This window comes from Burkholderia humptydooensis (assembly GCF_001513745.1).
In the GTDB taxonomy this organism is placed as follows: Bacteria; Pseudomonadota; Gammaproteobacteria; order Burkholderiales; family Burkholderiaceae; genus Burkholderia; species Burkholderia humptydooensis.
Genome location: NZ_CP013380.1, coordinates 243,944 through 266,927, shown reverse-complemented (window position 1 = coordinate 266,927; position 22,984 = coordinate 243,944). Strand labels below are relative to the sequence as shown.

21 protein-coding genes and 1 riboswitch are annotated in these 22,984 nt (G+C 67.6%); of the genes, 4 read left to right on the top strand and 17 right to left on the bottom strand.

Annotated elements, in window-relative coordinates:
- Positions 1–61: 61 nt before the first annotated feature.
- Both AQ610_RS01195 and AQ610_RS01190 read right to left on the bottom strand, forming a co-directional pair.
- A complete protein-coding gene (locus AQ610_RS01195; protein ID WP_006023794.1) occupies positions 62–1,252 on the bottom strand; it encodes a cation diffusion facilitator family transporter in 1,191 nt (396 codons plus the stop codon).
- A gap of 239 nt (positions 1,253–1,491) precedes the next feature.
- Positions 1,492–1,785, bottom strand: a complete 294-nt coding sequence (locus AQ610_RS01190) for an H-NS histone family protein (RefSeq protein WP_015600403.1) — start codon at positions 1,783–1,785, stop codon at positions 1,492–1,494.
- Positions 1,786–1,847: 62 nt separating this feature from the next.
- On the opposite strand from AQ610_RS01190, the gene AQ610_RS32285 reads away from it, so the two are divergent.
- Positions 1,848–2,096 carry a hypothetical protein gene (locus AQ610_RS32285; RefSeq protein ID WP_009913893.1) on the top strand — a complete coding sequence of 83 codons (249 nt, stop codon included), beginning with the start codon at positions 1,848–1,850 and terminating at the stop codon, positions 2,094–2,096.
- Positions 2,097–2,169: 73 nt separating this feature from the next.
- Here AQ610_RS32285 and AQ610_RS01185 read toward each other — a convergent pair whose 3' ends face one another.
- Positions 2,170–2,850, bottom strand: coding sequence for a HugZ family pyridoxamine 5'-phosphate oxidase (locus AQ610_RS01185; RefSeq protein WP_006023797.1), 681 nt, complete (start codon positions 2,848–2,850; stop codon positions 2,170–2,172).
- Between the two features lie 221 nt (positions 2,851–3,071).
- Between AQ610_RS01185 and AQ610_RS01180 the strand changes: the two genes are divergently transcribed.
- The gene (locus tag AQ610_RS01180; RefSeq protein WP_041861558.1) at positions 3,072–4,280 is read left to right on the top strand and encodes an MFS transporter; all 1,209 of its coding nucleotides are present in this window, start codon (positions 3,072–3,074) and stop codon (positions 4,278–4,280) included.
- A gap of 169 nt (positions 4,281–4,449) precedes the next feature.
- On the opposite strand, the gene AQ610_RS01175 is transcribed toward AQ610_RS01180, so the two are convergent.
- Together AQ610_RS01175 and AQ610_RS01170 are read right to left on the bottom strand one after the other, a co-directional pair.
- Entirely contained in the window at positions 4,450–5,592 is a 1,143-nt protein-coding gene (locus AQ610_RS01175) for a branched-chain amino acid ABC transporter substrate-binding protein (protein ID WP_043281838.1), read from the bottom strand.
- Between the two features lie 453 nt (positions 5,593–6,045).
- Positions 6,046–7,146 carry an NAD(P)H-dependent flavin oxidoreductase gene (locus AQ610_RS01170; protein ID WP_006023803.1) on the bottom strand — a complete coding sequence of 367 codons (1,101 nt, stop codon included), beginning with the start codon at positions 7,144–7,146 and terminating at the stop codon, positions 6,046–6,048.
- Positions 7,147–7,454: 308 nt separating this feature from the next.
- On the opposite strand from AQ610_RS01170, the gene AQ610_RS01165 reads away from it, so the two are divergent.
- Positions 7,455–8,147 (top strand): dienelactone hydrolase family protein, encoded by a 693-nt coding sequence (locus AQ610_RS01165; protein ID WP_009913901.1) that lies wholly within the window; start codon positions 7,455–7,457, stop codon positions 8,145–8,147.
- Between the two features lie 94 nt (positions 8,148–8,241).
- Positions 8,242–9,732 carry an amidase gene (locus tag AQ610_RS01160; protein WP_006023805.1) on the top strand — a complete coding sequence of 497 codons (1,491 nt, stop codon included), beginning with the start codon at positions 8,242–8,244 and terminating at the stop codon, positions 9,730–9,732.
- Between the two features lie 58 nt (positions 9,733–9,790).
- Here the strand turns inward: AQ610_RS01160 and metF are convergent, their stop codons facing one another.
- The 12 genes from metF to cheY all read right to left on the bottom strand — a co-directional run bounded on the left by metF (position 9,791) and on the right by cheY (position 22,977).
- Entirely contained in the window at positions 9,791–10,621 is an 831-nt protein-coding gene (gene metF / locus AQ610_RS01155; RefSeq protein WP_006023806.1) for a methylenetetrahydrofolate reductase [NAD(P)H], read from the bottom strand.
- A gap of 18 nt (positions 10,622–10,639) precedes the next feature.
- The gene (locus tag AQ610_RS01150; RefSeq protein WP_006023807.1) at positions 10,640–10,993 is read right to left on the bottom strand and encodes a phage holin family protein; all 354 of its coding nucleotides are present in this window, start codon (positions 10,991–10,993) and stop codon (positions 10,640–10,642) included.
- Positions 10,994–11,157: 164 nt separating this feature from the next.
- On the bottom strand, positions 11,158–12,579 hold the full coding sequence (gene ahcY / locus AQ610_RS01145; protein ID WP_006023808.1) for an adenosylhomocysteinase: 1,422 nt from the start codon (positions 12,577–12,579) through the stop codon (positions 11,158–11,160).
- A gap of 35 nt (positions 12,580–12,614) precedes the next feature.
- A riboswitch (S-adenosyl-L-homocysteine riboswitch) is annotated at positions 12,615–12,754 on the bottom strand.
- Between the two features lie 134 nt (positions 12,755–12,888).
- The gene (locus tag AQ610_RS01140) at positions 12,889–13,623 is read right to left on the bottom strand and encodes an RNA polymerase sigma factor FliA (protein ID WP_006023809.1); all 735 of its coding nucleotides are present in this window, start codon (positions 13,621–13,623) and stop codon (positions 12,889–12,891) included.
- A 21-nt stretch (positions 13,624–13,644) separates the two neighbouring features.
- Positions 13,645–14,457, bottom strand: coding sequence for a MinD/ParA family ATP-binding protein (locus AQ610_RS01135; protein WP_006023810.1), 813 nt, complete (start codon positions 14,455–14,457; stop codon positions 13,645–13,647).
- Complete coding sequence (gene flhF, locus AQ610_RS01130) at positions 14,450–16,171, bottom strand: flagellar biosynthesis GTPase FlhF (RefSeq protein ID WP_006023811.1); 1,722 nt, start codon at positions 16,169–16,171, stop codon at positions 14,450–14,452. Before flhF ends, AQ610_RS01135 begins: the two co-directional genes overlap by 8 nt.
- On the bottom strand, positions 16,168–18,270 hold the full coding sequence (flhA, locus tag AQ610_RS01125; RefSeq protein ID WP_006023812.1) for a flagellar biosynthesis protein FlhA: 2,103 nt from the start codon (positions 18,268–18,270) through the stop codon (positions 16,168–16,170). Before flhA ends, flhF begins: the two co-directional genes overlap by 4 nt.
- Positions 18,267–19,472, bottom strand: coding sequence for a flagellar biosynthesis protein FlhB (gene flhB / locus AQ610_RS01120; RefSeq protein WP_006023813.1), 1,206 nt, complete (start codon positions 19,470–19,472; stop codon positions 18,267–18,269). Before flhB ends, flhA begins: the two co-directional genes overlap by 4 nt.
- A gap of 371 nt (positions 19,473–19,843) precedes the next feature.
- Positions 19,844–21,127, bottom strand: coding sequence for a DUF3443 domain-containing protein (locus AQ610_RS01115; RefSeq protein ID WP_006023815.1), 1,284 nt, complete (start codon positions 21,125–21,127; stop codon positions 19,844–19,846).
- 22 nt (positions 21,128–21,149) lie between these two features.
- Entirely contained in the window at positions 21,150–21,653 is a 504-nt protein-coding gene (locus AQ610_RS01110) for a DUF2844 domain-containing protein (RefSeq protein ID WP_006023816.1), read from the bottom strand.
- 198 nt (positions 21,654–21,851) lie between these two features.
- The gene (cheZ, locus tag AQ610_RS01105; protein WP_043281840.1) at positions 21,852–22,580 is read right to left on the bottom strand and encodes a protein phosphatase CheZ; all 729 of its coding nucleotides are present in this window, start codon (positions 22,578–22,580) and stop codon (positions 21,852–21,854) included.
- Position 22,581: 1 nt separating this feature from the next.
- Positions 22,582–22,977, bottom strand: coding sequence for a chemotaxis response regulator CheY (gene cheY, locus AQ610_RS01100; RefSeq protein ID WP_004185006.1), 396 nt, complete (start codon positions 22,975–22,977; stop codon positions 22,582–22,584).
- Between the last annotated feature and the right edge of the window lie 7 nt (positions 22,978–22,984).

Sequence of the window (22,984 nt, the reverse complement as noted above, 5' to 3'; positions counted from 1 at the left end):
TCGGGTTCGAGCAGGTTCAGACGGCTTCGGCGCCGCTCGCGCCGCGTCGCGCTCGACCCGATCAGAACGGCCGGCCGACCGCCGCCGCGTCGCTCGACACGAGCGCGCGCGAAATGCTGAGGCGTCGCGCGCCGAACAGCCGCTTCAATGCTTCGATGTCCAAACGAGCGGCCGGATCGTGGTCGCCTTCCCGATCCCCGCTTGCGCCCGGCGCAAGCGTGATGTCGATTTCGAGCCCCGTGCTCAGGTAGTGCAGGTTGATCGTGCTCGCCTTCAGCCCCGCCTTCTCGAGCGCCGTCTCGATCTGCCCTTCGATCCGATCGCGCGGCGGCAGGTCGAGCACCGCGCGGCGCGCAACGTCGTGCTCGGGGTCGACGTGGATCAGCGCGTCGAGCACGCGCCGGTCGGTGAGCGCGCGCGCGCGCACGGCCTCCGCGATGTAGTGCCCCTCGGAGACGGACATCATCGGATCGACGAGGATATGCGCATCGACGAGCGCCGAATCGCCCATCTTGCGCGTGCGCAAATCGTGCACGTCGCGCACGCCGGGCGTCGATACGATGAGCGCGCGGATTTCGGCCGACGCGTTCTCGTCGAGCGCGCGATCCGACAGATCCTGCAGCGCGCCCCAGCCGAACGTCCAGCCCATCCGCGCGACCATGAAGCCGACGATCGCCGCGGCAATCGGGTCGAGAAGACGCACGCCGGCAAGACTGCCGACGATGCCGATCGCGACGACGAGCGACGACGCGGCGTCCGAACGCGCATGCCATGCATTCGCGACGAGCATCGCCGAGCGCACGCGCTGCGCCTCGCGCAGCATGTAGCGGAACAGCCCCTCCTTCGACAGCAGCACGACCACCGCGACCGCGAGCGCGCTCGCGTGGACGGGCGGGATGTTTTCGAGATGCACGAGCCGGTCGCCCGCGCGCCACAACATCCCGACGCCGACCGCGATCAGGATTGCGCCGAGAAAGAATGAAGCAACCGTTTCATAACGGCTGTGGCCGTAATTGTGGTCGGCGTCCGGTTTTGCGCCGCTATGCCGGTTGGCGAGCAGCACCACAAAATCGGAAACCAGATCCGACAAAGAGTGGACGCCATCGGCAATCAAAGCCTGGGAATGCGCAATAACACCGACGACCACCTGCAGCGTCGCCAGAATCACGTTGAGGACGATGCTGACGAATGTACTCTTGCGGGCGACGACCTGTTTTTCCGACGCCAGGTCGTCATTTGAAAACGTAGACATGAAATATCGAATGCGGCAAAGGACACCGCAATTCTATCAAGCCGGACTTGAAAGCGCGCGACGCGGGCTCAAAAAAACAAGCAAAATCAACCGCTTATGGAAACGCAACGCATTTTCATTTAGCATCAACATGACACTTTTATGACAAATGCCGGGCGCGGCGCCCGGCATTCAAAACACAAAAGGCCACGTTCTCCTCGAAAGGGCGTGGCCTTTTGTGTTTGGCGGGCAGGTTGCGCTCAGATTGCGAATTGCTCGCGATTCTTGCCGGCGATCCAGCGAGGAGGCTTCCCGCGGCCTGACCAGGTCGCGCCGGATTCCGGGTCGCGGTATTTCGCCGCGACACCGGCGCGGGGACGACCCGCCTTTCCAGCTTTGCCACGACCGAGACCGAGTTCTGCGAGCGTGAAACCGTAATCGGCGATCTTTTGCTTGACGTCGCCCAATACCTCCGCGTATTCGCGCGACTTGGCTTCTTCGATCTGCTTCTCTAGCTTCTCTCGCTGAGCGAGAAGGTCCTTGTAAGAAGACATAAATTCCCTTTTATCTGACCAAATGGCGCCGATCTTGAGCCGGCTTGCCATCTTAACTAACGATGCCTCGGATAATTGGATCAAAGGTTAGCACAAAAAAGAATTCAGTGAATACCGCATCGCAGAAAATAAATGTTGTACTTTGTGATTTGATTGTTCAAATTGACCAGCATCCGCTTCATTTGCAATTATCGCCAGTCTTACAAGTGGATTGGCAAAATTCAGGACATATTTTAAGCTCGCAAACTGCGCAATTGATCCGAACAATCGAAATTGGAAGTTTTCATGAAACGAAAGGTTCCGTTGATTGAAAGCATGGACGCCGTCTTATCTCGTTTAATACGCTCACAATGTGCGGAATCGCTCATAATCGGCGCAACCGCTTTACGTGAGCGAAACGGCGGCGGCCTCGCGCAGCGCCGCGGACAACGCTTCGGCATCCATTTTCGGCGCGTCGAACGGCGTGCGGCGCCTGCGCCCGTTCAAGCGCCAGTCCGCGCCGTAACGGTCGACGCCGAGCAGTTCGAGCCCCGCGCGCCGCTCCGGCGACGCGTCGTACTCGTCCCATAGCGCGCGCTCGTCGTCACAGCCGACGGGCGCGAGCGCGTCCAGCTCGGTTGCGTCGAGCCATCCCATCCGCCCGAATCCGCCGATATAGCGCAGCCGCTCGCACGCGAGCGCCCAGAACGTGAAGTCGCCGAGCGCGAGATAGCGCTCGCCGTCCGGGTGATAGCGCAGATAGCGCGCGGTCACGTGCGGATCGGCGCCAGCCGGCTCGAAGCGGCCGACGAGCGTGGCGCGCTCCGCCTCGAGCACGCTGTCCGCCGCGCCCGCCGCGTCGCCCAGACCGTCGACGACGAGAAACCCGGCGCGCGGATCGGCCGCGAGATTGCGCGTATGCTCGGCGAGCCCGCTCACGAGCACGACCGGCCGGTGCCGCGCGTCGACCGCGTACGGCACCACGGTCGGATACGGATAGCCTTCGGGCGCGCGCGTGTGCGTCGCGAGCGTGCCGAGCGCATTGCGGTGAAGCAAATGAAGCGGTAAGGCGGCGGAAATGTTCACGTGCGCAATCCTTGCTTGCAAGAGCGAAACGTTGGTCGCGCCGGCGCAACCGTCCGCGCCGGGCGCACGTCAAGCATGCGCCCGGCGGCATCTCATGCGCAACCCGGCAGCGCAAGCGAGATGCTCCGCGCTCCGCTAGAATCGGCGCTGTTTTCGTTAAGTGTCGCGTAAGCTTTGCAAGCTGTTCGCAACCGCTCTCCCTTCCTTCGCCCAGCTTCCCCGTGCCCGACCAGTCACCCGATCTCGCTTCGCCCGCCTCCGGCCATCGCCGGCTTCCCGCCTCCACCCGTCAGCGCGCGAGAGCGGCAACGATGGCGCTCTTCTTCGTCGCAGGCATGATGTATGCCTCGTGGGGCGTGCACGTGCCGACGGTGCGCGACAAGTTCGCGCTGTCGCCCGCGCTGCTGTCGTTCGCACTCCTCGCGGTCGCGATCGGCTCAATCGTCGCGATGACGACCAACGCGCGCTGGATCGCGCGCGTCGGATCGCGCACCGCGTGCCTCGCGGGCGGCCTCGCGATGTCCGCGTGCGGCGCGCTGATCCTCGTCGTGCCGACCTACCCGCTGCTGCTCGCGGTGCTCGCGCTGTTCGGCTTCTCGATGGCGACGCTCGACGTCGCGATGAACGCCGAGGCGAGCGCCGTCGAATCGGCATTCGGCAAGCCGATCATGTCAATGCTGCACGGGATGTTCAGCGTCGGGGGGATGGCGGGCGCGGCGGCGGGCGGCGCGCTGCTGTCGGCCGGCATGGCGAGCGCCGTGCATCTCGCGCTCGCCGCGCTCGTGAGCGCGCTTGTGCTCGGGCTCGCGTGCCCGGCCGTGCTGCCGCACGCGCCGCACGCGGCCGCCGCGCACGGCGGCCCGCGCGCGAACCGCTGGCGCTCGCCTGCGCTGTGGGCGCTCGGTGCGATCGCACTCGTCGCGTTGATCGCCGAAGGCGCGATGTACGACTGGGCGACTGTTTACATGCGCGACGTCGTCCTGGCGTCGCCGGCATTCTCGAGCGCCGCCTATGCGGCGTTCTCGGGCGGCATGGCCGCCGCGCGCTTTGCGGGCGATGCGGTCCGCGCACGTTTCGGCGCGCCGCAGCTCGTCTGCGCGAGCGCGACGCTCGCGTGCGTCGGCATGATCGGCGCGCTCGCGCTGCCGTATCCTGTCGTCGCGCTCATCGGCTTCACGCTGATGGGCCTCGGCCTCGCCAACATGATGCCCGTGCTGTTCGCCGCCGCCGCGCGGGTCGAAGGCATCCATGCGGCCGAAGGGCTCGCGCACGTCGCGGGGCTCGCGTACTTCGGGATGCTGTTCGGGCCGGTTGCGATCGGCGCGGTCACGCAGGCGGCCAACCTGTCGGTCGGGCTGTCGATTGTTGCGCTGTGCGCGGCGCTCGTCGCAATCGTCGCGCCGAAGGCGTTGAGCCGGCTGAAGATCTGACCCGGCAATCGGCGAGCCCGCGAGGCGACGCCCCGGCGCAGCGGCGGAACGGCGTTCAATCGGCCATCGGCCGCCGCGCGCATCGCGCGCTTTCCGCATCGAAAAAAAAACGAGGCGCGCATGCCTTCGGGCATGCGCGCCTCGCCCCCTCCGTCGGCCGCTCAGGCGGTTACATCTTCACTTCGTCCAGGAACGACTTCTTGCCGTTCTTGTAGTCGTACAGCGAAATCACGCCGTGTTGCAGGTCGCCCTTCGAATCGAAGGTCGTCGTGCCGATCACGCCGGTGTAGTTCGTCTTCGGCATCGCCGCGACGATCTTCGCCGGGTCCGTCGAGTTCGCGCGCTTCATCGCGTCGGCGATGATGTATACCGCGTCATACGTGAACGGCGCGTAGATCTGGATCGGCTGGCCGAAGCGCTTCTCGTACTTCGCCCTGAACGCCGCGCCGCCCGGCATTTTTTCCAGCGACGCGCCCGCTTCCGAGCACACGACGTTGTCAGTCGCATCGCCCGCGAGGTCCGCGAGCTTTTCCGTGCAGACGCCGTCGCCCGCGAAGATCTTCGCGCGCAGGCCGAGCTGCTTCGCCTGCTTCGCGAACGGGCCGCCCGTCGCGTCCATGCCGCCGTACATCACGGCATCCGGATTTTCACCCTTGATCTTCGTCAGGATCGCGCGGAAATCGACCGCCTTGTCGTTCGTCGCGTCATGCGACACCACCTTCAGGCCGAGCGCCTTCGCCTTCTTCTCGAACTCGTTCGCAAGACCCTGCCCGTAGGCCGTCGAATCGTCGACGACGGCGACGCTCTTGATTCCCTTCGAGCGCGCGTAGTTCGCGAGCGCCGGGCCCTGCTGCGCATCGGTCGCGACGACGCGGTAGGTCGTCTTGAAGCCTTGCTGCGTGTACGCCGGATTCGTCGCCGACGGCGAGATCTGCACGATGCCCGCATCGCTGTAGATCTTCGAGGCCGGGATCGACGTCCCCGAGTTCAGGTGGCCGACGACCGCGACGACCTTGTCGTCGACGAGCTTCTGCGCGACTTGCGTTGCGGTGCGCGGGTCGGCCGCGTCGTCCTGTGCGTCGAGCTGGAGCGTCACCTTCTGGCCGCCGATCATGAGACCCTTTGCGTTGATCTCCTCGACCGCGAGGCGCGCACCATTTTCGTTGTCCTTACCAAGGTGGGCGATCCCGCCCGTCAACGGTGCGACATGGCCGATCTTGACGACCTGGTCGGCGGCAGCGTTCGTGGCGGCTGCAGCCAACAGCATAGCCGCCGCGCTGATCGGCAGCAGCTTTTGCATCTTGATATTCATGTAAGTCTCCAGTTTCAATCCCAAGAAAACACTTTCACCGACGCCCCGCACCGATCCCCGTGCTCGACAAAAATCACTGGGCATTCGCCGGCTGCATTGCTTTATCCACCTGCACCAATTAAGCGCGCGATGCACCGCATGCGGGGCGGCCTTCACGTGCTTGCGCGCAAGTGTAGGTGATCAAATTTATCAGTAGGATATTTTTAGAGAACTGGGATGACTACCGATGTCGCCTTTTTTCAAGGCCGGGATCGCCGGCCGCAAACCCGCTCCACATAAGGGTTTGCGCCTATTCGGATGAAGAATGAATGCGGAAAATGAAAGGCATGCTTAATGATTGGGAAAGCGATTTTAATCATGTTTTTAATCAATGCTTTCCGGCTGAAATAATTCGGCAAGCAGAACGTATCGGCAATGCGGCCGGCGTGCTTTTTTGTCGCGCCGGCCAATTCGTCAGGCTACCGAAATACCCTGGCGAGAAAGGGTCGCGTGCCATTCGGCGTCGAGCGCGTCGATCAATTGAGCGGCCGTTTGCGCTCCATCGCGGTGCTTGCCGAGCGGCGCCCCCTGGCCGGACCACAACGACAAATACTCGGCGTCGCCCGCACGCGCGGCGGCTTGCCGCAACTCCTGCGTCAACGCGTTTTGCACCGGATAGGGCGCGACCGAATCGAGTCGCTCGGTCAGTTGCGCCATCAGCGCATTGCGGATGCCGCGCGCATGACGGCCCGTGATCGCGCGCGTGACGGACGTCGACGTATCGTCGCTCGCGAGCAGACGCGCTTTCCAGCACGCCGGAATCGCGCTTTCCGCGCACGTGAGGAACGCGGTGCCGAGCTGCGCCGCCTGCGCGCCGAGCGCAAGCGCGGCGGCGATCCCGCGCCCGTCCATGATGCCGCCCGCCGCGAGCACCGGCAGCTCCGTCGCGTCGACGAGCTGCGGCACGAGCGCCATCGTGCCGACGAGCGCGTCTTCGGCCGAGCCGACGAACGTGCCGCGATGGCCGCCCGCTTCGGCGCCTTGCGCGCAGATCGCGTCGGCGCCCGCCGCCCGCCACGCGAGCCCTTCGGCGACATGCGTCGCGGTGCCGATCACATACGTGCCCACGGCCTGCAGCCGCGCGACATCGTCTTTATCGAGCACGCCGAACGTGAAGCTCGCGGCCGGCACGCGCGCATCGACTAGCGCGTCGAGCTGCGCGCGGAAGTCGGGCGCGTAGCGCGCCGGCGGCGCGCCGGGCGGCAGCCCGAACTGCGCGCGCAGCGGATCGATCGCGCCGAGCGCACGGCGCACGACCGCGTCGTCCGGATGCGCGTCGGGCAGCACGAACAGATTCACGGCGAACGGGCGGCGCGTCGCTGCGCGCACCGCGGCGATCTCGGCGGCCAGCTTGTCCGGCGCGAACGACGCGCCGCCCAGACTGCCGAGCGCGCCGGCGTTGGAAGCGGCCGCGACGAGCGCGGGCGTCGTCGCGCCGACCATCGGCGCCTGCACGAGCGGCAGGCGCAAATCGAAACGGGCGGCGAACGGAGTCGTAGCGATACGGGAAGTCATGGCGAATCCTCGAATGGATGGGAGGCCGGGATGCGAAGGCGGTCATGCAAAAAGACGGGCGGAATCGAATACTCGACGAACCGACTCTACGCGCACGCGCGATGCGTGAAAAATGAATAATCCAGATCGGTCCGTTCGCGCGGCGAGAAGGCTCATGGGGGCGTGGGGGGCCCGCCGATTCGGCCGCCGCGCGCGCCGCGCGAGCCGTTTCGCCGCGCTGCAACGACGCGGGTTTGATGGCACACTGGGCGCCGCTTCCCCATTCACCGTCAGGACCTTCACCGGTCTTGCTTTGCCAGGAGATCAGCATGGCTTCGCAATGGATCGACATCCCCGCCGGCAACGACACGTTCGGCGGCTACCTCGCGCTGCCCAAGCGCGGCAAGGGCCCGGCCATCGTCATCATCCAGGAGATCTTCGGCGTGAACGGCCACATCCGTTCGATCGCCGATCAGTACGCGGCCGACGGCTACGTCGCCCTCGCGCCCGACGTGTTCTGGCGCACGCAGCCGCGCGTCGAGCTCGGCTACGAAGGCGCCGACCGCGACAAGGGCATCGAGCTGCTGCAGAAGACGGACGTCGCGCAGGCGGTCGCAGACATCGGCGCGGCCGCGGCGGCGCTGCGCGCGCGCCCCGAGGTCGAGGGCAAGCTGGCCGCGATCGGTTATTGCTTCGGCGGGCGTCTCGCGTATCTCGCGGCGGCGCAGCGGCACGTCGACGTCGCAGTCGCGTATTACGGCGGCGGCATTCAGAATCACGTCGACGTCGCGGCGAAGGTCACGCAGCCGATCCTGTTCCACTACGCGGGCCACGACCAGTCGATTCCGCCCGACGCGGTCGACACGGTGAAGGCCGCGTTCGCCGGCCGCGCGAACGCCGAATTCCACCTGTATCCGGACGCGCAGCACGGCTTCAACTGCCCGGACCGCGCATCGTACGGCCAGCGCGCAGCGGCGCTCGCGCACGGCCGCACGCTGACTTTCCTCGCCGAACACCTGTAAGCTGCCGGCAATCGCCGCGCCCGCGCATCGCGCGGGCGCGCGCCGTGTCACCGCTCTCGCATTTCGAAGCGTTCGCCGCTCGTCACCACGGGGGATGACTGTGCAGTCCGACTATCTGTGCCACGACGCGATCGGGCTCGCGCAGCTCGTCGCGCAGCGCGAAGTCAGCGCGCGCGAGCTGCTCGACGCCGCGATCGGCCGCGCGCAAGCGCTCAATCCGGCGCTCAACGCGATCGTGCTGAACGACTACGCGGCCGCGCGCGATCGCGCGACGAGCGGCGCGCTCAACGGCCCGCTCGCCGGCGTGCCGTATCTCGTCAAGGATCTCGGCTCCGCGGTGGGCGGGCTGCCGCTGTCGCTCGGCAGCCGCCACTATCGTCACTACGTGCCGGCCGAAGATTCGCCGCTCATCGCGCGAACGAGGGCGGCCGGGCTCAACATCTTCGGCAAGACCAACACGTCCGAGCTCGGGCAGATGCCGTACACAGAATCGGCGCTGTTCGGCGTGTGCCGCAACCCGTGGAATCTCGATCACACGCCGGGCGGCTCGAGCGGCGGCGCGGCGGCGGCCGTCGCCGCGGGCATCGTGCCGCTCGCGCATGCGTCCGACGGCGGCGGCTCGATCCGGATTCCCGCGTCGTGCTGCGGCCTGTTCGGCTTCAAGCCGTCGCGCGATCCGGCGCTTGCGCCGTGGCCCGTGCCGGGCGAGATCGTCGTCGAGCACGCGGTCTCGCGCAGCGTGCGCGACAGCGCGCTCCTCCTCGACATCACCACCGGGCGGATTGCGCCGGGCGCACTCGACGGTGCGGGCGCGCCCGGCACGTATCTCGGCGCGCTCGACGCGCCGCCGCCCGCGCTGAAGATCGGCTACGTGACGGACCCGATGCTCGCGCCGGCGCTGTCGGCCGACGTGCGCGACGCGCTCGATCACACCGCGTCGCTTGCCGCGTCGCTCGGGCACAACGTCGAGCCGGTAGCGTTCAACCTCGACTTCGCGCAGATCGGCGAGGTATTCCTGACGATCTGGGCGGCGATCGCCGACGAGCTCGTGCTCGGCGCGGAGCGCATCACTGGGCGCAAGCCGGCGCGCGCCGAATTCGAGCCGGCGACGTGGGCGATGGCGCAGGTCGGCCGCCGGCTCGCGCGCGAGCGGCTGCCGCACATGCTCGAGCTGCAGCGGCAGATCACCGCGCGCGTCGCGGGCCTCGTGTCGCGCTATGACGTGATCCTGTGCGCGACGCTCGCCGCGCCGCCGATCAAGATCGGCGCAATGCAGCCGACGCCGTTCGAGACGCGGCAGATGGCGCTGCTCGGCGTGCTGCCGATGAAGCCGCTCCTCAAGCGCATGCTCGCGGAAGCGTCGCAGCAGGCGTTCGCGTGGGCGGGCTGCACGGAGCTCTTCAACCTGACCGGGCAGCCGGCGATGTCAGTGCCGCTGCACTGGACCGCGCGCGGGCTGCCGGTCGGCGTTCAGTTCGTCGCGCGGCACGGCGACGATGCGCGCCTGTTCACGCTCGCGCGTCAGCTCGAGCTCGCGCAGCCGTGGTTCGACAAGCGGCCGCCGCTCGCGCACGCGCAGGCGTGAGCGGCGGGCGATGAGCGACGAATGCGGCGCGCAGCCGCACGGGCCGCGCCGGCCGGCGTCAGAGCCCCAGCCGCTCGCAGACGATCTTCGTCGCCGCCGCGCCGTTGAGCGTGTAGAAGTGCAGACCGGGCACGCCCGCGTCGACGAGCCGCCGGCAAAGCCCCGTGACGACGTCCGCGCCGAACGCGCGGATCGAGTCCTTGTCGTCGCCGAAGCTTTCGAGCCGGCGCGCGATCCAGCGCGGCACTTCCGCGCCGCACATCTCGGAGAAGCGCATCAACTGCGAGAAGTTCGTGATCGGCATGATGCCCGGCACGACCGGCACGTCGACGCCGAGCTTCGCCGCGTCTTCGACGAAGCGGAAATACGCGTCCGCATTGTAGAAGTACTGCGTGATCGCGGCGTTCGCGCCCGCCTTCACCTTGCGCGCGAAGTTCTCTAGATCGGCCTTCGGCGAGCGCGCCTGCGGGTGATACTCGGGATACGCGGCCACTTCGATCCGGAACCAGTCGCCGTGCTCGGCGCGGATGAAGCTGACGAGCTCGGACGCATAGCGCAGCTCGCCCACCTCGCCCATGCCGGACGGCAGATCGCCGCGCAGCGCGACGATGTGGCGGATGCCGTGCGAGCGGTACTGGTCGAGAATCGCGCGCAGGCTGTCCTTCGACGAGCCGATGCACGACAGATGCGGCGCGGCCTCGAGCCCCGCTTTCTGCATGTCGAGCACGGTGTCGAGCGTGCCTTGCTGTGTCGAGCCGCCCGCGCCGAACGTGACGGACACGAATTTCGGCTTGAGCGGCGCGAGCTGCGCGCGCGTCGCGCGCAGCTTGTCGACGCCTTCCGCCGTCTTCGGCGGAAAGAATTCAAAGGAAAGTTCGATCGGGTTCATGATTCAGGTGTCACCCCGTCAGCCGATATTGCGCTGACCGAAGATCAGGGCGGACAGCAGCCACGACACGATGCTGTACAGGATCGAACCGAAGAACGCGGACCAGAATCCCGACACTTCGAAGCCCTTCAGCAGCGACGCCGCGAGCCAGAAGCACAGCGCGTTCACGACGAGGATGAAGAGGCCGAGTGTGACGATCGTCACGGGCAGCGTGAGCAGGATCAGGACCGGCCGGATCACCGCATTGATGAGACCCAGCACGACCGCGACGACGAGCGCCGTGCCGAAGCTCTTGATGTGGATCGACGGCACGAGGTACGTGATGATCAAGAGCGCGAGCGCGTTGATGATCCAGGTCAGGATGACGGTCATGGATTGCTCCTTCTGCGGTTGACGATCCGGCCGGGCGCGGCCGCCCCGGAAGATGAGAACGCGCGACGCGTCGGGCGGCGCACTTCGCCCGCCGACGCGCCGCGCGCGGCGGACGTCAGGCGAGCGGCCGCCCGGCGCCCGCGCGCCGGGTACGGATCAAGATATCAGTAACGATAGTGATCCGGCTTGAACGGGCCCGCCTTCGACACGCCGATGTACGCCGCCTGATCGTCCGACAGCTCGGAGAGCTGCGCGCCGATGCGCGCGAGGTGCAGGCGCGCGACCTTTTCGTCGAGGTGCTTCGGCAGCACGTACACCTTGTTGCCGTACTCGCCGCCGCGCGTGAACAGCTCGATCTGCGCGAGGGTCTGGTTCGTGAACGAGTTCGACATCACGAACGACGGGTGGCCCGTCGCGCAGCCGAGGTTCACGAGGCGGCCTTCAGCCAGCAGGATCACGCGCTTGCCGTCCGGGAAGATGATGTGGTCGACCTGCGGCTTGATGTTCTCCCACTGGTACTGGCGGGTCGACGCGACGTCGATTTCCGAATCGAAGTGGCCGATGTTGCAGACGATCGCGTTGTGGCGCATCGCCTTCATGTGATCATGATTGATCACGTGGTAGTTGCCGGTGGCCGTCACGAAGAGGTCGGCCTTGTCGGCCGCGTATTCCATCGTCACGACGCGGTAGCCTTCCATCGCCGCCTGCAGCGCGCAGATCGGATCGATTTCCGTCACCCACACCGTAGCGCCAAGGCCGCGCAGCGACTGCGCGCAGCCCTTGCCCACGTCGCCGTAGCCCGCGACCACCGCGATCTTGCCCGCGATCATCACGTCGGTCGCGCGCTTGATGCCGTCGACGAGCGACTCGCGGCAGCCGTACAGGTTGTCGAACTTCGACTTCGTCACCGAATCGTTCACGTTGAACGCCGGGAACGGCAGGCGGCCGTCCTTTTCCATCTGGTACAGGCGGTGCACGCCCGTCGTCGTCTCCTCGGTCACGCCCTTGATGTGCGCGAGGCGCTTCGAGTACCAGTTGCCGTCGGCCTCGAGGTGGCGCTCGATCGACTTGAAGAGCGCGACTTCTTCCTCGTTGGTCGGCGTCGCGATCACCGAGCGGTCCTTCTCGGCCTTCGAGCCGAGGATGAGGAGCAGCGTCGCATCGCCGCCGTCGTCGAGGATCATGTTCGCGAACTCGCCGTTCGGCCATTCGAAGATGCGGTGCGAGAACTCCCAGTATTCGTCGAGCGATTCGCCCTTGAACGCGAAGACGGGCGTGCCGGCTTCGACGATCGCGGCGGCCGCGTGATCCTGCGTCGAGAAGATGTTGCACGACGCCCAGCGGACGTCCGCGCCGAGCGCCTTCAGCGTCTCGATCAGCACGCCCGTCTGGATCGTCATGTGCAGCGAGCCGGCGATGCGTGCGCCTTTCAGCGGCTGCTGCGCCTTGTATTCGTCGCGGATCTGCACGAGGCCGGGCATCTCGGTCTCGGCGATGTTCAGTTCCTTGCGGCCCCAGCCGGCCAACGCGATATCGGCGACGACGTAATCTTGTGCGGATTGGGAATCGATGACAGCGGCGTTCATCACGCCCTCCTTTCTAAAAAAAGTTCTAGAAAATTGTGACGTGAGCGCCGTTCAAGTAAGCGGCCGACATCGGCGGGAACGATCGCCGCTAAGCGACGATGCTGCGCCGACACACCGCTCGGTTGACCATTTCCGAGCCTGGCGGGCGGGGCCCGTCGCAACGCTCCTCGGAAACGAGGTGGGATTGTAGCAAATCGAGACGAAATTTTCCTGTCGGGCGGGGCCGGCCGCTCCCGTGCGGCATTTTGCCCGCTTCGCCGGCGCGCGCGGTTCAGCCGCGCCTCGCGCGCGAGGCCGCCGCGCGGCCGCTCAGCTCTCCGTGCCGACCCACGCCTGCTCGCGCAGCTTCGCGCGCAGCCGCGCGACCGCCTGGCTGTGCAGTTGGCACACGCGCGACTCGCTCACCTCGAGCACCGCGCCGATCTCGCGCAGGTTCAGCCCGCGCTCGTAGTACAGCGACATCAAGAGCTTCTCGCGCTCCGGCAGGTGCTCGATCGCATCGACGAGCGCGTCGCGCAGATGCTCGTCGAGCAGCGCCGACAGCGGATCGCTGTGATCGGCGCGGTAGCGGTCGAGAAACGGCTCGTCGTCGGCCGAGCGGTCGAAGTCCTCGTAGTAGACGAGCTGGCTGCCGTGCAGGTCCTGCAGCATCGACTGGTACTCGTCGAGCGGCATCTGCAGGTGCGCGGCGATCTCCGTCTCGTTCGCCGAGCGGCCGAGCCGCTGCTCGACCTGATGCACCGCGTGCTCGACCTCGCGCGAGGTCTTGCGCAGGCTGCGCGGCAGCCAGTCGTTGCTGCGCAGCTCGTCGAGCATCGCGCCGCGGATGCGCTGCGTCGCATAGGTCTCGAACTGCGCGCCCTGGTCTTCCTTGTAGCGGCTCGCCGCGTCGAGCAGGCCGATCATGCCGGCCTGGATCAGGTCGTCGAGGTCCACGCTCGCCGGCATCTTCGCGACGAGCTGCAGGCCGAGGCGACGCACGAGCGGCGCATATTGCGTCAGCACTTCGTCCTGGGAAATCTTGCCTTGAGCGTTATACATCATGCCCTCTCTTCGTCGTGGCGTTCAGGCGGCATGAGCCGCGCCTCGTTCAAACGCCGAACTTCCCGTCCGGACCCGGCCGATGCCCGGACTCGGGCGCATCGGCCAATACAGCAGATCGGCGGCGATCTGCCGGTAATCGCGCGCCGCCGCCGCCGACGGGAACGCGTCCACCACCGTGTGCGCGAGCCCTCGCGCGCGCTCGATCAGCGCATCGGCGGCGACGCAACCGGCGTTCGACAGCGACACGCACAGATACCGGCTCGCGACGCCCGCGAGGTTCTCGTAGGCGGCTCTCGCGTCGGCCGCGCTCTGCACGTGATTGATCAGCACGCGAAACTGCGCGAGCGCGTGCGCGTAGTGCAGCCGCTTCATGCACGCGTACGCCTCGGTGATCGCCGACGCCGACACGCGCGTGACGATGAGCACGTCGTGCGCGTCGCGCGCGAGCGCGGAGAACGCGCCGCTCGCGTCGAGCTGCGCGTCGACCAGCACGATGTCCGCCGCGCCGTCGCCGAGCGTCTCGAGCTGCGCATCGCTGTAGCCGACGCGCGCGAGCCGCGACGCCTCGCACACCGCGAAGCCGAGCTCGTGCCGCACCGGCTCGCCGTCGCGCAGCCACGAGCCGCACAGCGTCGCCGTGATCGAGCGGACGTTCGCGCGCTCGTCGACGACGAGCACGTCCTTGCCGAGCGCGGCGAGCGCCGCGGCGAGATTGGCGACCGTCGACGTGCAGCCGACGCCCGACGGTCCGCCCGTCACCGCGACGACGCGCGACGCGCGTCCGGCGAGCAGGCGCCGCAATCCTTCTGCCTGGTCGGCGATGCGCTTATCCAAAGCGGACCTCGTGCAGTTCGTTGCCGGTGCGCGGGCTCAACGCGGACAGCATCGCTGGCAGGTCGTCGTCGTGCGGCACGAACGGCGAATCCTCGCGCGGCGCGCAGAACGCGCTCTTGAGCAGGAATTTCTTCGTCGCGACGTACAGGTTCTCGGGCACCTTCTGGCCGGTCGACACGTAGTGGACCGGCAGCTTGTAGCGGATCACCGTGTCGAGCACGCCGCCCAGGTTGCTCGCCTCGTCGAGCTTCGTCAGGATGCAGCCCGCGAGATCGGGCAGGGCCGCTTCAGACTGGCCGGCCGCGCTGCGATACGCCTGCACGACTTCGTTGAGCGTGTCGCCGTGGCTCGTCGCGTTCAGCAGCAGCAGGCGCTGCACCGGCGTGTCCGCGCCGTGCAGCATCGCGATCTGGTCGGACACCGTGCGGTCGCGCTGGCTCATGCCGATCGTGTCGATCAGCACCATGTGCTTGTTGCGCAGCTCGGCGAGCGCGAGCTGCAGATCGCCGCCGTCCTTCACCGCGTGCACCGGCACGCCGAGGATCTTGCCGAAGATGCGCAGTTGCTCGTGGCCGCCGATCCGGTAGCTGTCCGTCGTGAGCAGCGCGACCTTGCTCGCGCCGAAGCGCATCACGCAGCGCGCCGCGAGCTTCGCGGTCGTCGTCGTCTTGCCGACGCCCGTCGGGCCCATCAGCGCGAACACGCCGCCGCGCTCCATCAGCGCATCCTCGCTGTCGAGCACGGGCAGGTTCGCCGCGAGCACCGACTGCGCCCAGTCGGCCGCCGCGTCGAGCGTGTCGTAGCCCGCGCCTTCCGGCAGGTTGTCGACGATCATCCGCACGAGCTGCGCGGAGAAGCCCGCCGCGAACAGGTATTTCGTCAGCGCGCCGTGCACCGGGTTGCGGCGCTGGCGCTCGTTCCACATCAGGCCCGCGAACTGCTCTTCCATCAGCTCGCGCAGCGAGCCGAGCTCCTGCATCACCGTATCGTTGACGATGCGCTCGATGCGCGCCTTCACCGCGTCCGCGACGGCGGTTGCCGCATCATCGGGCAGGCGCAGCGCCGGCTTCGCCGCCGAAGGTTCGTCGGGCGGCAGCCGGCGCGCGGCATGGCGCACAATGTCGAGCGCCCATTCGGGCGCTTCGTCGGCTACCGCGCGCTCGCGCGGCGCGTGCGTTGCGTGCGTTGCGCGCGCCGCAGCGCGCGGCCGCGCAACGAGCTCGTCGTGCTGCTTCGTCAGCCGCTTCGCGTGCTCGACGAGCCACGGCGCGGGCTCGGACGGCGCGGCGGGCTGGGCGGGCATGGAGACGGCGGGCTGCGCGTCGCCGTCGGCCGATGCGTCGACGCTCGCGCCGAACACCGACGAGAACACGTCGGGCATGCCGCCCGCCGCGTACGGATTCGCGGCCGCGCGCAACGTCGGCGCCGAGGCCGACGCGCCGGACGCGGCGGCGCTCGGCACGACGACCGATGCGGCGGGCGACGCGAACGACGGCCCCGAAGGCGCATGCGGCTGGGCCGCGCCGTGCGCGGCAGCCTCGGCCGCGCGGCGCGTCGAGATGTCGGCGAGCTCGGCGGCGGGCAGCGCGACGATCTCGACGCGCCCGTCTTCGAGCGTCCGGTTGGACAGTACCGCCGCGTCGGCACCCATCGCTTCGCGCACGAGGCGCAGCGCGTCGCGGCTCGTCGGACCAATGAATTTGCGAATGTTCAAGCGGTACCCCCAATGACGTTAACGACCTTGATCGTGCGCGTGTCCGGCACTTCGGCGTAGGACAGCACTTTCAATTGCGGCAGGCTGCGGCGCAGGAAGCGCGCGAGCATCGCGCGCAGCGCGTGCTGGACGAGCAGCACGGGCGGCAGCCCCATGTTCTGTTGGCGCAACATCGCGTCTTGCGTGCCGACGAGCAGCGTGTGCGCGAGCCCCGGCTCGAGGCCCGGATTCGCACCCGTGGCGAGCGCCTGCGACAGCACGCGCTCGAGATTCGCGTCGAGCCCCATCACCTGCATCTCGCCCGCGCCCGGATACCACTGCTGCGTGATCGCGCGGCCGAGCGAAAGACGCACGGCGGCCGTGAGGTCGTACGGATCGGTGATGCGGCCCGCCTGCTCGGACACGGCTTCGATGATCGTGCGCATGTCGCGGATCGGCACGCCTTCGTCGAGCAGGCTTTGCAGCACCTTCTGCAGCGTCGTGAGCGAGATCGTCTTCGGCACCAGATCCTCGACGAGCGACGGCGCGTCCTTGCCGGTGCGCTCGATGAGCGCCTGCACTTCCTGGCGGCCGAGCAGCTCGGCCGCGTGCTGGACGACGAGATGATTCAGATGCGTCGCGACGACGGTGCTCGCGTCGACGACCGTGTAGCCGTACACCTGCGCCTGCTCGCGCAGCGCCGTGTCGATCCACACGGCGGGCAGCCCGAACGCCGGGTCCTGCGTCGGCGCGCCCGGCAGCGCGGCCGTAACCTGGCCCGGGTTGATCGCGAGCCACTGGCCCGGATACGCTTCGCCCGTGCCGACCGCGACGCCCTTGAGCGCGATCCGGTACGCGTTCGGGCGCAGCTCGAGGTTGTCGCGGATATGGATGACGGGCGGCAAAAAGCCGATTTCCTGCGCGAATTTCTTGCGGATGCTCTTGATCCGCTTGAGCAGCTCGCCGTCGGCGTTCCTGTCGACGAGCGGAATCAGCCGGTAGCCGACTTCGAGGCCGAGCGGATCGATGAGCGTCACGTCTTCCCACGTCGCCTCGTGGCTGTCGGCCGGCAGCGCCGCGGGCGGCGCGATCTCGGCGACCATGCCCGCCGCCTTCTTCGCGGCCTCGCGCCGGGTCATCGTGCGCGACAGCCAGATCGCGCCGCCGCCGAGCAGCAGGAACGCGAAGTGCGGCATGTTCGGGATGAGGCCCATCAGCACGATGATCGAGCCCGTGATCATCAGCACGCGCGGGTTCGTGAAAAGCTGCGTCGTGAGCTGCGTGCCGATGTCCTCGTCGGTCGCGACGCGCGACACGATCACGCCGGCCGCGGTCGAGATCACGAGCGACGGGATCTGCGCGACGAGGCCGTCGCCGATCGTGAGCAGCGTGTAGTTCTTGCCCGCCGCGGCGAAGCTCATGTCGTGCTGGAGAATCCCGACGATGAGGCCGCCGATCACGTTGATCGCCATGATGATGAGGCCCGCGATCGCGTCGCCGCGCACGAACTTCGACGCGCCGTCCATCGACCCGTAGAACTCCGCCTCCTGCGCGACCGCCCGGCGGCGCTTCTTCGCCTGCTCTTCGTTGATGAGGCCGGCGTTCAGGTCGGCGTCGATCGCCATCTGCTTGCCGGGCATCGCGTCGAGCGTGAAGCGCGCGGACACTTCGGCGATCCGGCCCGCGCCCTTCGTGATCACCATGAAGTTGATGATCATCAGGATCACGAACACGACGATGCCGACCGCGAAGTTGCCGCCGACGAGGAAGTGGCCGAACGCCTCGATCACCTGGCCGGCCGCGTCGGGGCCCGTGTGGCCTTCGAGCAGCACGATGCGCGTCGACGCGACGTTCAGCGACAGGCGCAGGAGCGTCGAGAACAGCAGCACGCTCGGGAACGCTGCGAAGTCGAGCGGCTTCATCGTGTACATGCTGACGAGCAGCACCATCACCGACAGCGCGATGTTGAACGTGAAGAACAGATCGAGCAGCAGCGGCGGCAGCGGCAGGATCATCATCCCGAGAATCATGCAGATGAGGATCGGGCCCGCGAGCGCGCGCAGGTTCGTGCCCGCGAAAAGCTGCGCGCGCTTGCCGAGGAGGCCGGCCGGCACGTTCATGCGGCACCTCCGGCGGCGCGGCCGCCGAGCGCGTCCTCGGCCTCTTCGCGCTCGTCTTGCGGCGCGACGTGCGCGCCCTTGTCGAGTTCCGCCGGCACGTCGAGATCGACGGGCGTCTCGGGCGCGATCCCGCCTTCGGCGTGAAAGCGCTTCAACTGATACACCCACGCGAGCACTTCGGCGACGGCCGAATACAGCGTGCCGGGAATCTCGCGCTCGAGATCGACGTTGTGATAGAGCGCACGCGCGAGCGGCGGCGCTTCGAGGAGCGGCACGCGGTGCTCGGCCGCGAGCTCGCGGATCCGCGCGGCGACGAGGTTCACGCCCTTCGCGACCACCTTCGGCGCGCGCATCTCGCCGTCCGTGTACTTGAGCGCGACCGCGAAGCGCGTCGGGTTCGTGACGACGACGTCGGCCGTCGGCACGTTCGCCATCATCCGGCGGCGCGCCATCGCGCGCTGCTGCTGGCGAATCCGGCCCTTCACGTGCGGATCGCCTTCGTTCTCGCGGTGTTCGCGCTTCACTTCTTCCTTCGTCATGCGCAGCTTCTTGTTGTACTGCCAGAGTTGGTACGGCACGTCGAGGCCCGCGACGACGAGCATCCCCGCCACCGTCATCCCGCAGCACACGGCGACGAGATGCAGCGCGCCGGCGAGCGCCGCATCGAGCGGCTGGGTCGCGAGGCCGAGCAATTCGTCCTTGCTGCGCCAGATCGCGATGCCGCCGATCCCGCCGACGACGAGCGTCTTCGCAATCGACATCCCGAGCTGGATCGGACCTTGAATCGAGAAAATGCGGCCGAGGCCCGTGACCGGGTTCAGGCGATCGAACTTCAGCTCGAACGTCTTCGTCGACACGAGCCAGCCGCCGAGCGCCATCGGCGCGGCGAGCGCCGCGACGCCGGTGAGCGCGAGCACGGGCGCGAGCGCGTAGAGCCCTTCGAGGCTCAGCGTGCCCGCGTGCGACAGCATCCGGTTCGTGTCGAACGCGGCTGCGCGATCGAACGAGAACGCGGCGCGCATCATCGTGCGCAGGTGCTCGCCGATCGGGCCCGACAGCATCCACGCGCCATAGAAGCCTGCCGACAGCAGCGCGAACGAAGCCAGCTCGCGCGAGCGCGCGACCTGCCCCTCCTCGCGCGCCTTCTCGCGGCGCTTGGGCGTGGCGGCTTCTGTCCGGTCGAGATCGCTGTCCTCAGCCACGCGGGCCTCCAGATGGCGCGGCGGGATGCCGCTTTCCAGTGACACCGATTATTCCCGCGGCGGTCAACGGGCGATCGGTCGAGGAAAGCGGGAAAACCGGGGTATTTCTTCGAATCGGTTGCGGGGGCGAACGGCGGGTGTAAGGGGGTCTTGGGGGCGCGATCGGGGAGCGATCGGGGAGCGGGAGCGGAGGCCGGAAGCGCGAAGCGGACAGCGGCCTGCTCGCCTAGGCTCCCGCCGCCTGACGCGTCGCGCGCGGCCCCGCGGCTTTCGTCGTCTCGATGCAAAAAGGGGCGCGATTTTTCTCGCGCCCCTTTTGCCGTCAGTCGCCGCGCGCGGGCCCCAGGAACGGGACACCCGCGCGCGCCGCGTCACAACGCGACATACGGCGGCGGACCGCCGCTGCCCGTCATGTCCATCCCGAAGTACAGCGTCTTGCCGAAGAAGTGCGGCAAGCCGAAGTCGAGCATCCGCGTGTTGCCGAACGGGCCGCCCAGGTTCGGCACCGCCGATCCGTACGACGAAAACAGCGAGCTCGCATTGCCGATCGAGATCGACGGCGAAGCCTGCGCGCCGTTCAGGCCCACGACGGTGGCCGTCGTCGTTTGCATGCTCGACGGGCAGTAGAACGACGAATTGTTGCCGCACACGGGCAGCGAGACCGCCGTGCTGCCGCCCGTATCGAAGAAGTACGCATTCGAGCCGGTGTCGAAGAACGCCTGCGTGATCGCGCGGCCGAGCAGCGTGCCCGTCAGATCGCCCGCGGTCGTCGACGTGAGCTTCGTCACGCCCGCCGGCAGCGCGTTGTTCGACTGCGTGTTGATTCCGAACGTCAGCGTGCCCGTCGCGCTGCCGCCCGACGGCGGGTTCATTGCGACGATCACGCCGTTGTTGTCGCCCGCAAAGCTCGGCACCGGATTGGCGACCTGCTTCGCGAGCGGCACCGTCGTGACCTGGCAGCTCGTGTTGCCGTTCGGGCACGCGTAGTAGTTGCTGTAGAGCGTCGATGTCGTGCAATTCGAGCCGCAGTCGTACGGCGCGGGTCCGATCCCGAGAATGCCGTTCGCGCCGAGGTCGGCCGCGGTGTTCGACGGCGAGTTGCCGTTCGAGCACGACGTCGGCACGCCGGACGAGCCGAGGTCGCCGATGATCTGGACCGGCAGCGAGCTCGCCTGCTCGCCTGCGATCTTCACGTCGGCGGTGCGCACGGTGCCCCACGTGTAGCTCGTCACGAACTTGCCGCACTCGACGAGCGCGCCGCCGCTCACGCTCGACACGGGCAGGCTGCCGAGCACGCCCGACGCGGCGGTGTTGACGATCCGCAGCCCGTACGACGCGGTGTCGACGAGCACGTTGCCGATCGTCTGGCACGTCGACGTGCCGGGCGCGCAGATCGTCACGCTGACGGTCGGCATATTGATGATGGTCGCGACGCCCGTGCTGACGGTGATCGCCGCCTGGTTCGACGCGAGCGGCGTGCCGCCGGAACCGCCGTTCGAGCCGCCGCCCGCGGACGTGTTGCCGCCGCCGGAGCCGGTGTTCGCCGACGCGTTCGAGCCGCCGTCGCCGCCGCCGCACGCGGCGACGAGCGCGACCGTGGCTGCGGCGAGGCTCAGCGCGCCGAGCCAGCGAGTCAGAGTGTGTTGGAAGCGCAAGATCTGTCCCCTCCCGGCGCGATCACTGGATGTCGTTGATGGAGAAGCCGGCAGGCAGCGCCTGCGGCAGCCATGCCTGACCGGAATACGAGCCCATGTGGCCGCCCGTGTGGATGACGAGCCCGCTCGTGTCGATCGCGGCGGGCGCGCGCGGCCCGTGCGCGACGCGCGACGCCTTCACGCCTGCCTCGTACTGCGAAAAATAGGTGCCGAGCAGGTCGGACAGGTTCGGCGCGACCGGGCCCTGCCACGACAGCGCGAACACGGTGCCCGCCGTCGACACGTATTCGCGCACGACCGTGCCCGAGCCGAGCGTCGTTTCGCGCACCGTGTAGCCGGCGGCGGCTGTCGATGCGCCGCCCGCCGCGCGGATGCTGCGCTGCATCGAATGCACCGTCGCGGCGGTGTCCGCGGCGGGCGGGGTCATCGGCGCGCCGCCGAGGCCTGCGTGGGCGGGCGCGGCAAGCCACGCGCACATGAAGCCGGCCGCCGTCGCGGCGATCCGGCAGAATCGACTCGATCTCACTCCATTCCTCCTCGAATTCAGGCTCTGTATTCGGGCAGCGTAGGTCCGACGGACACACGCCGCTCATTATCGACAATCGAAAGTGAAAAGAAAGCCCTCGAGAGCCTGCAGATCAGGAGCGTAGTATGCCTGCAGCTTATGTCAAAAACCTATCGGCATTAATCTCGATAATTTTTAATTATTGCAAAACAATTTGACTCAAAATCCCAGACTCGCCAACAGATCGTCGACTTGCGCCTGATCCTGCACAACGTCTGCCTTTCCTTCCGGATTGATCTGCGGCCCATTGAGCAGCGATTCCGGCGTCATCGCGCCGCCCGCCTGCTCGGCGGCGAGCGCGGCGGCCGTCGCGGCGAACTGCTCGCGGCGCTCGGGCGCGATGTTCTCCACCAGCACGTTCAACAGTTGCTGCTCGATCAGGTAGACCATGTCCATGATCTTCTTGATCACCTGGCCCGTCAGATCCTGGAAGTCCTGCGCGAGCATGATCTCGAGCAGTTGCGCGTTGGTCGCGCCCGTCGCGTCCGGCAGCGCGCGCAGGAACTCGCGCGTGTCGTCCATCAGGCCGCGCACTTCCGCGCGCTCGATCGGCGTTTCATACCACTTCGCCCAGCGCGCGTCGAGCGCCGCGGCGTCCTGCTGCAGGCGCTCCTGCACGGGCTTCGCGATCTCGATCGCGGTCAGCACGCGCTCGGCCGCCTGCTCGGTCATCGCGACGACGTAGCGCAGCCGATCGCGAGCATCCGGCACGACTTCCGCTGCCTTCTCGACGTGCTTGTCGAGCCCCAGCTCGCGCATCGAGTCGCGCAGCGTGCGCGTCAACTGGCCGATGCGCGCGAGAATACGGTCGCTCGCCAGATCGGCGGCGTCGGCAAGGCGTTCGTCGGCGCTCGCGCCGGCAACCGCCACATCAATCGGCTCGTTCACGTCAGCTCCCCGCTTTCGCCATCTTTTCCAGAATCTTGTTGAGCTTCTCGTCGAGGGTCGCCGCCGTGAACGGCTTCACGACGTAGCCGCTCGCGCCCGCCTGCGCGGCCGCGATGATGTTCTCCTTCTTCGATTCGGCCGTCACCATCAGCACCGGCAGATGCGTGAGCGACGCGTCCGCGCGGATCTCCTTCAACATCGCGAGACCGTCGAGGTTCGGCATGTTCCAGTCGGAGATCACGAAGTCGTAGCCGCCGCCGCGCAGCCTCGCGAGGCCCGCCAGACCGTCCTCCGCCTCGTCGACGTTCGAATAGCCCAGCTCTTTCAGCAAGTTGCGGACGATCCGGCGCATCGTCGGAAAATCGTCCACCACCAGAATCTTCATGCTCTTGTCCATCGTCTGT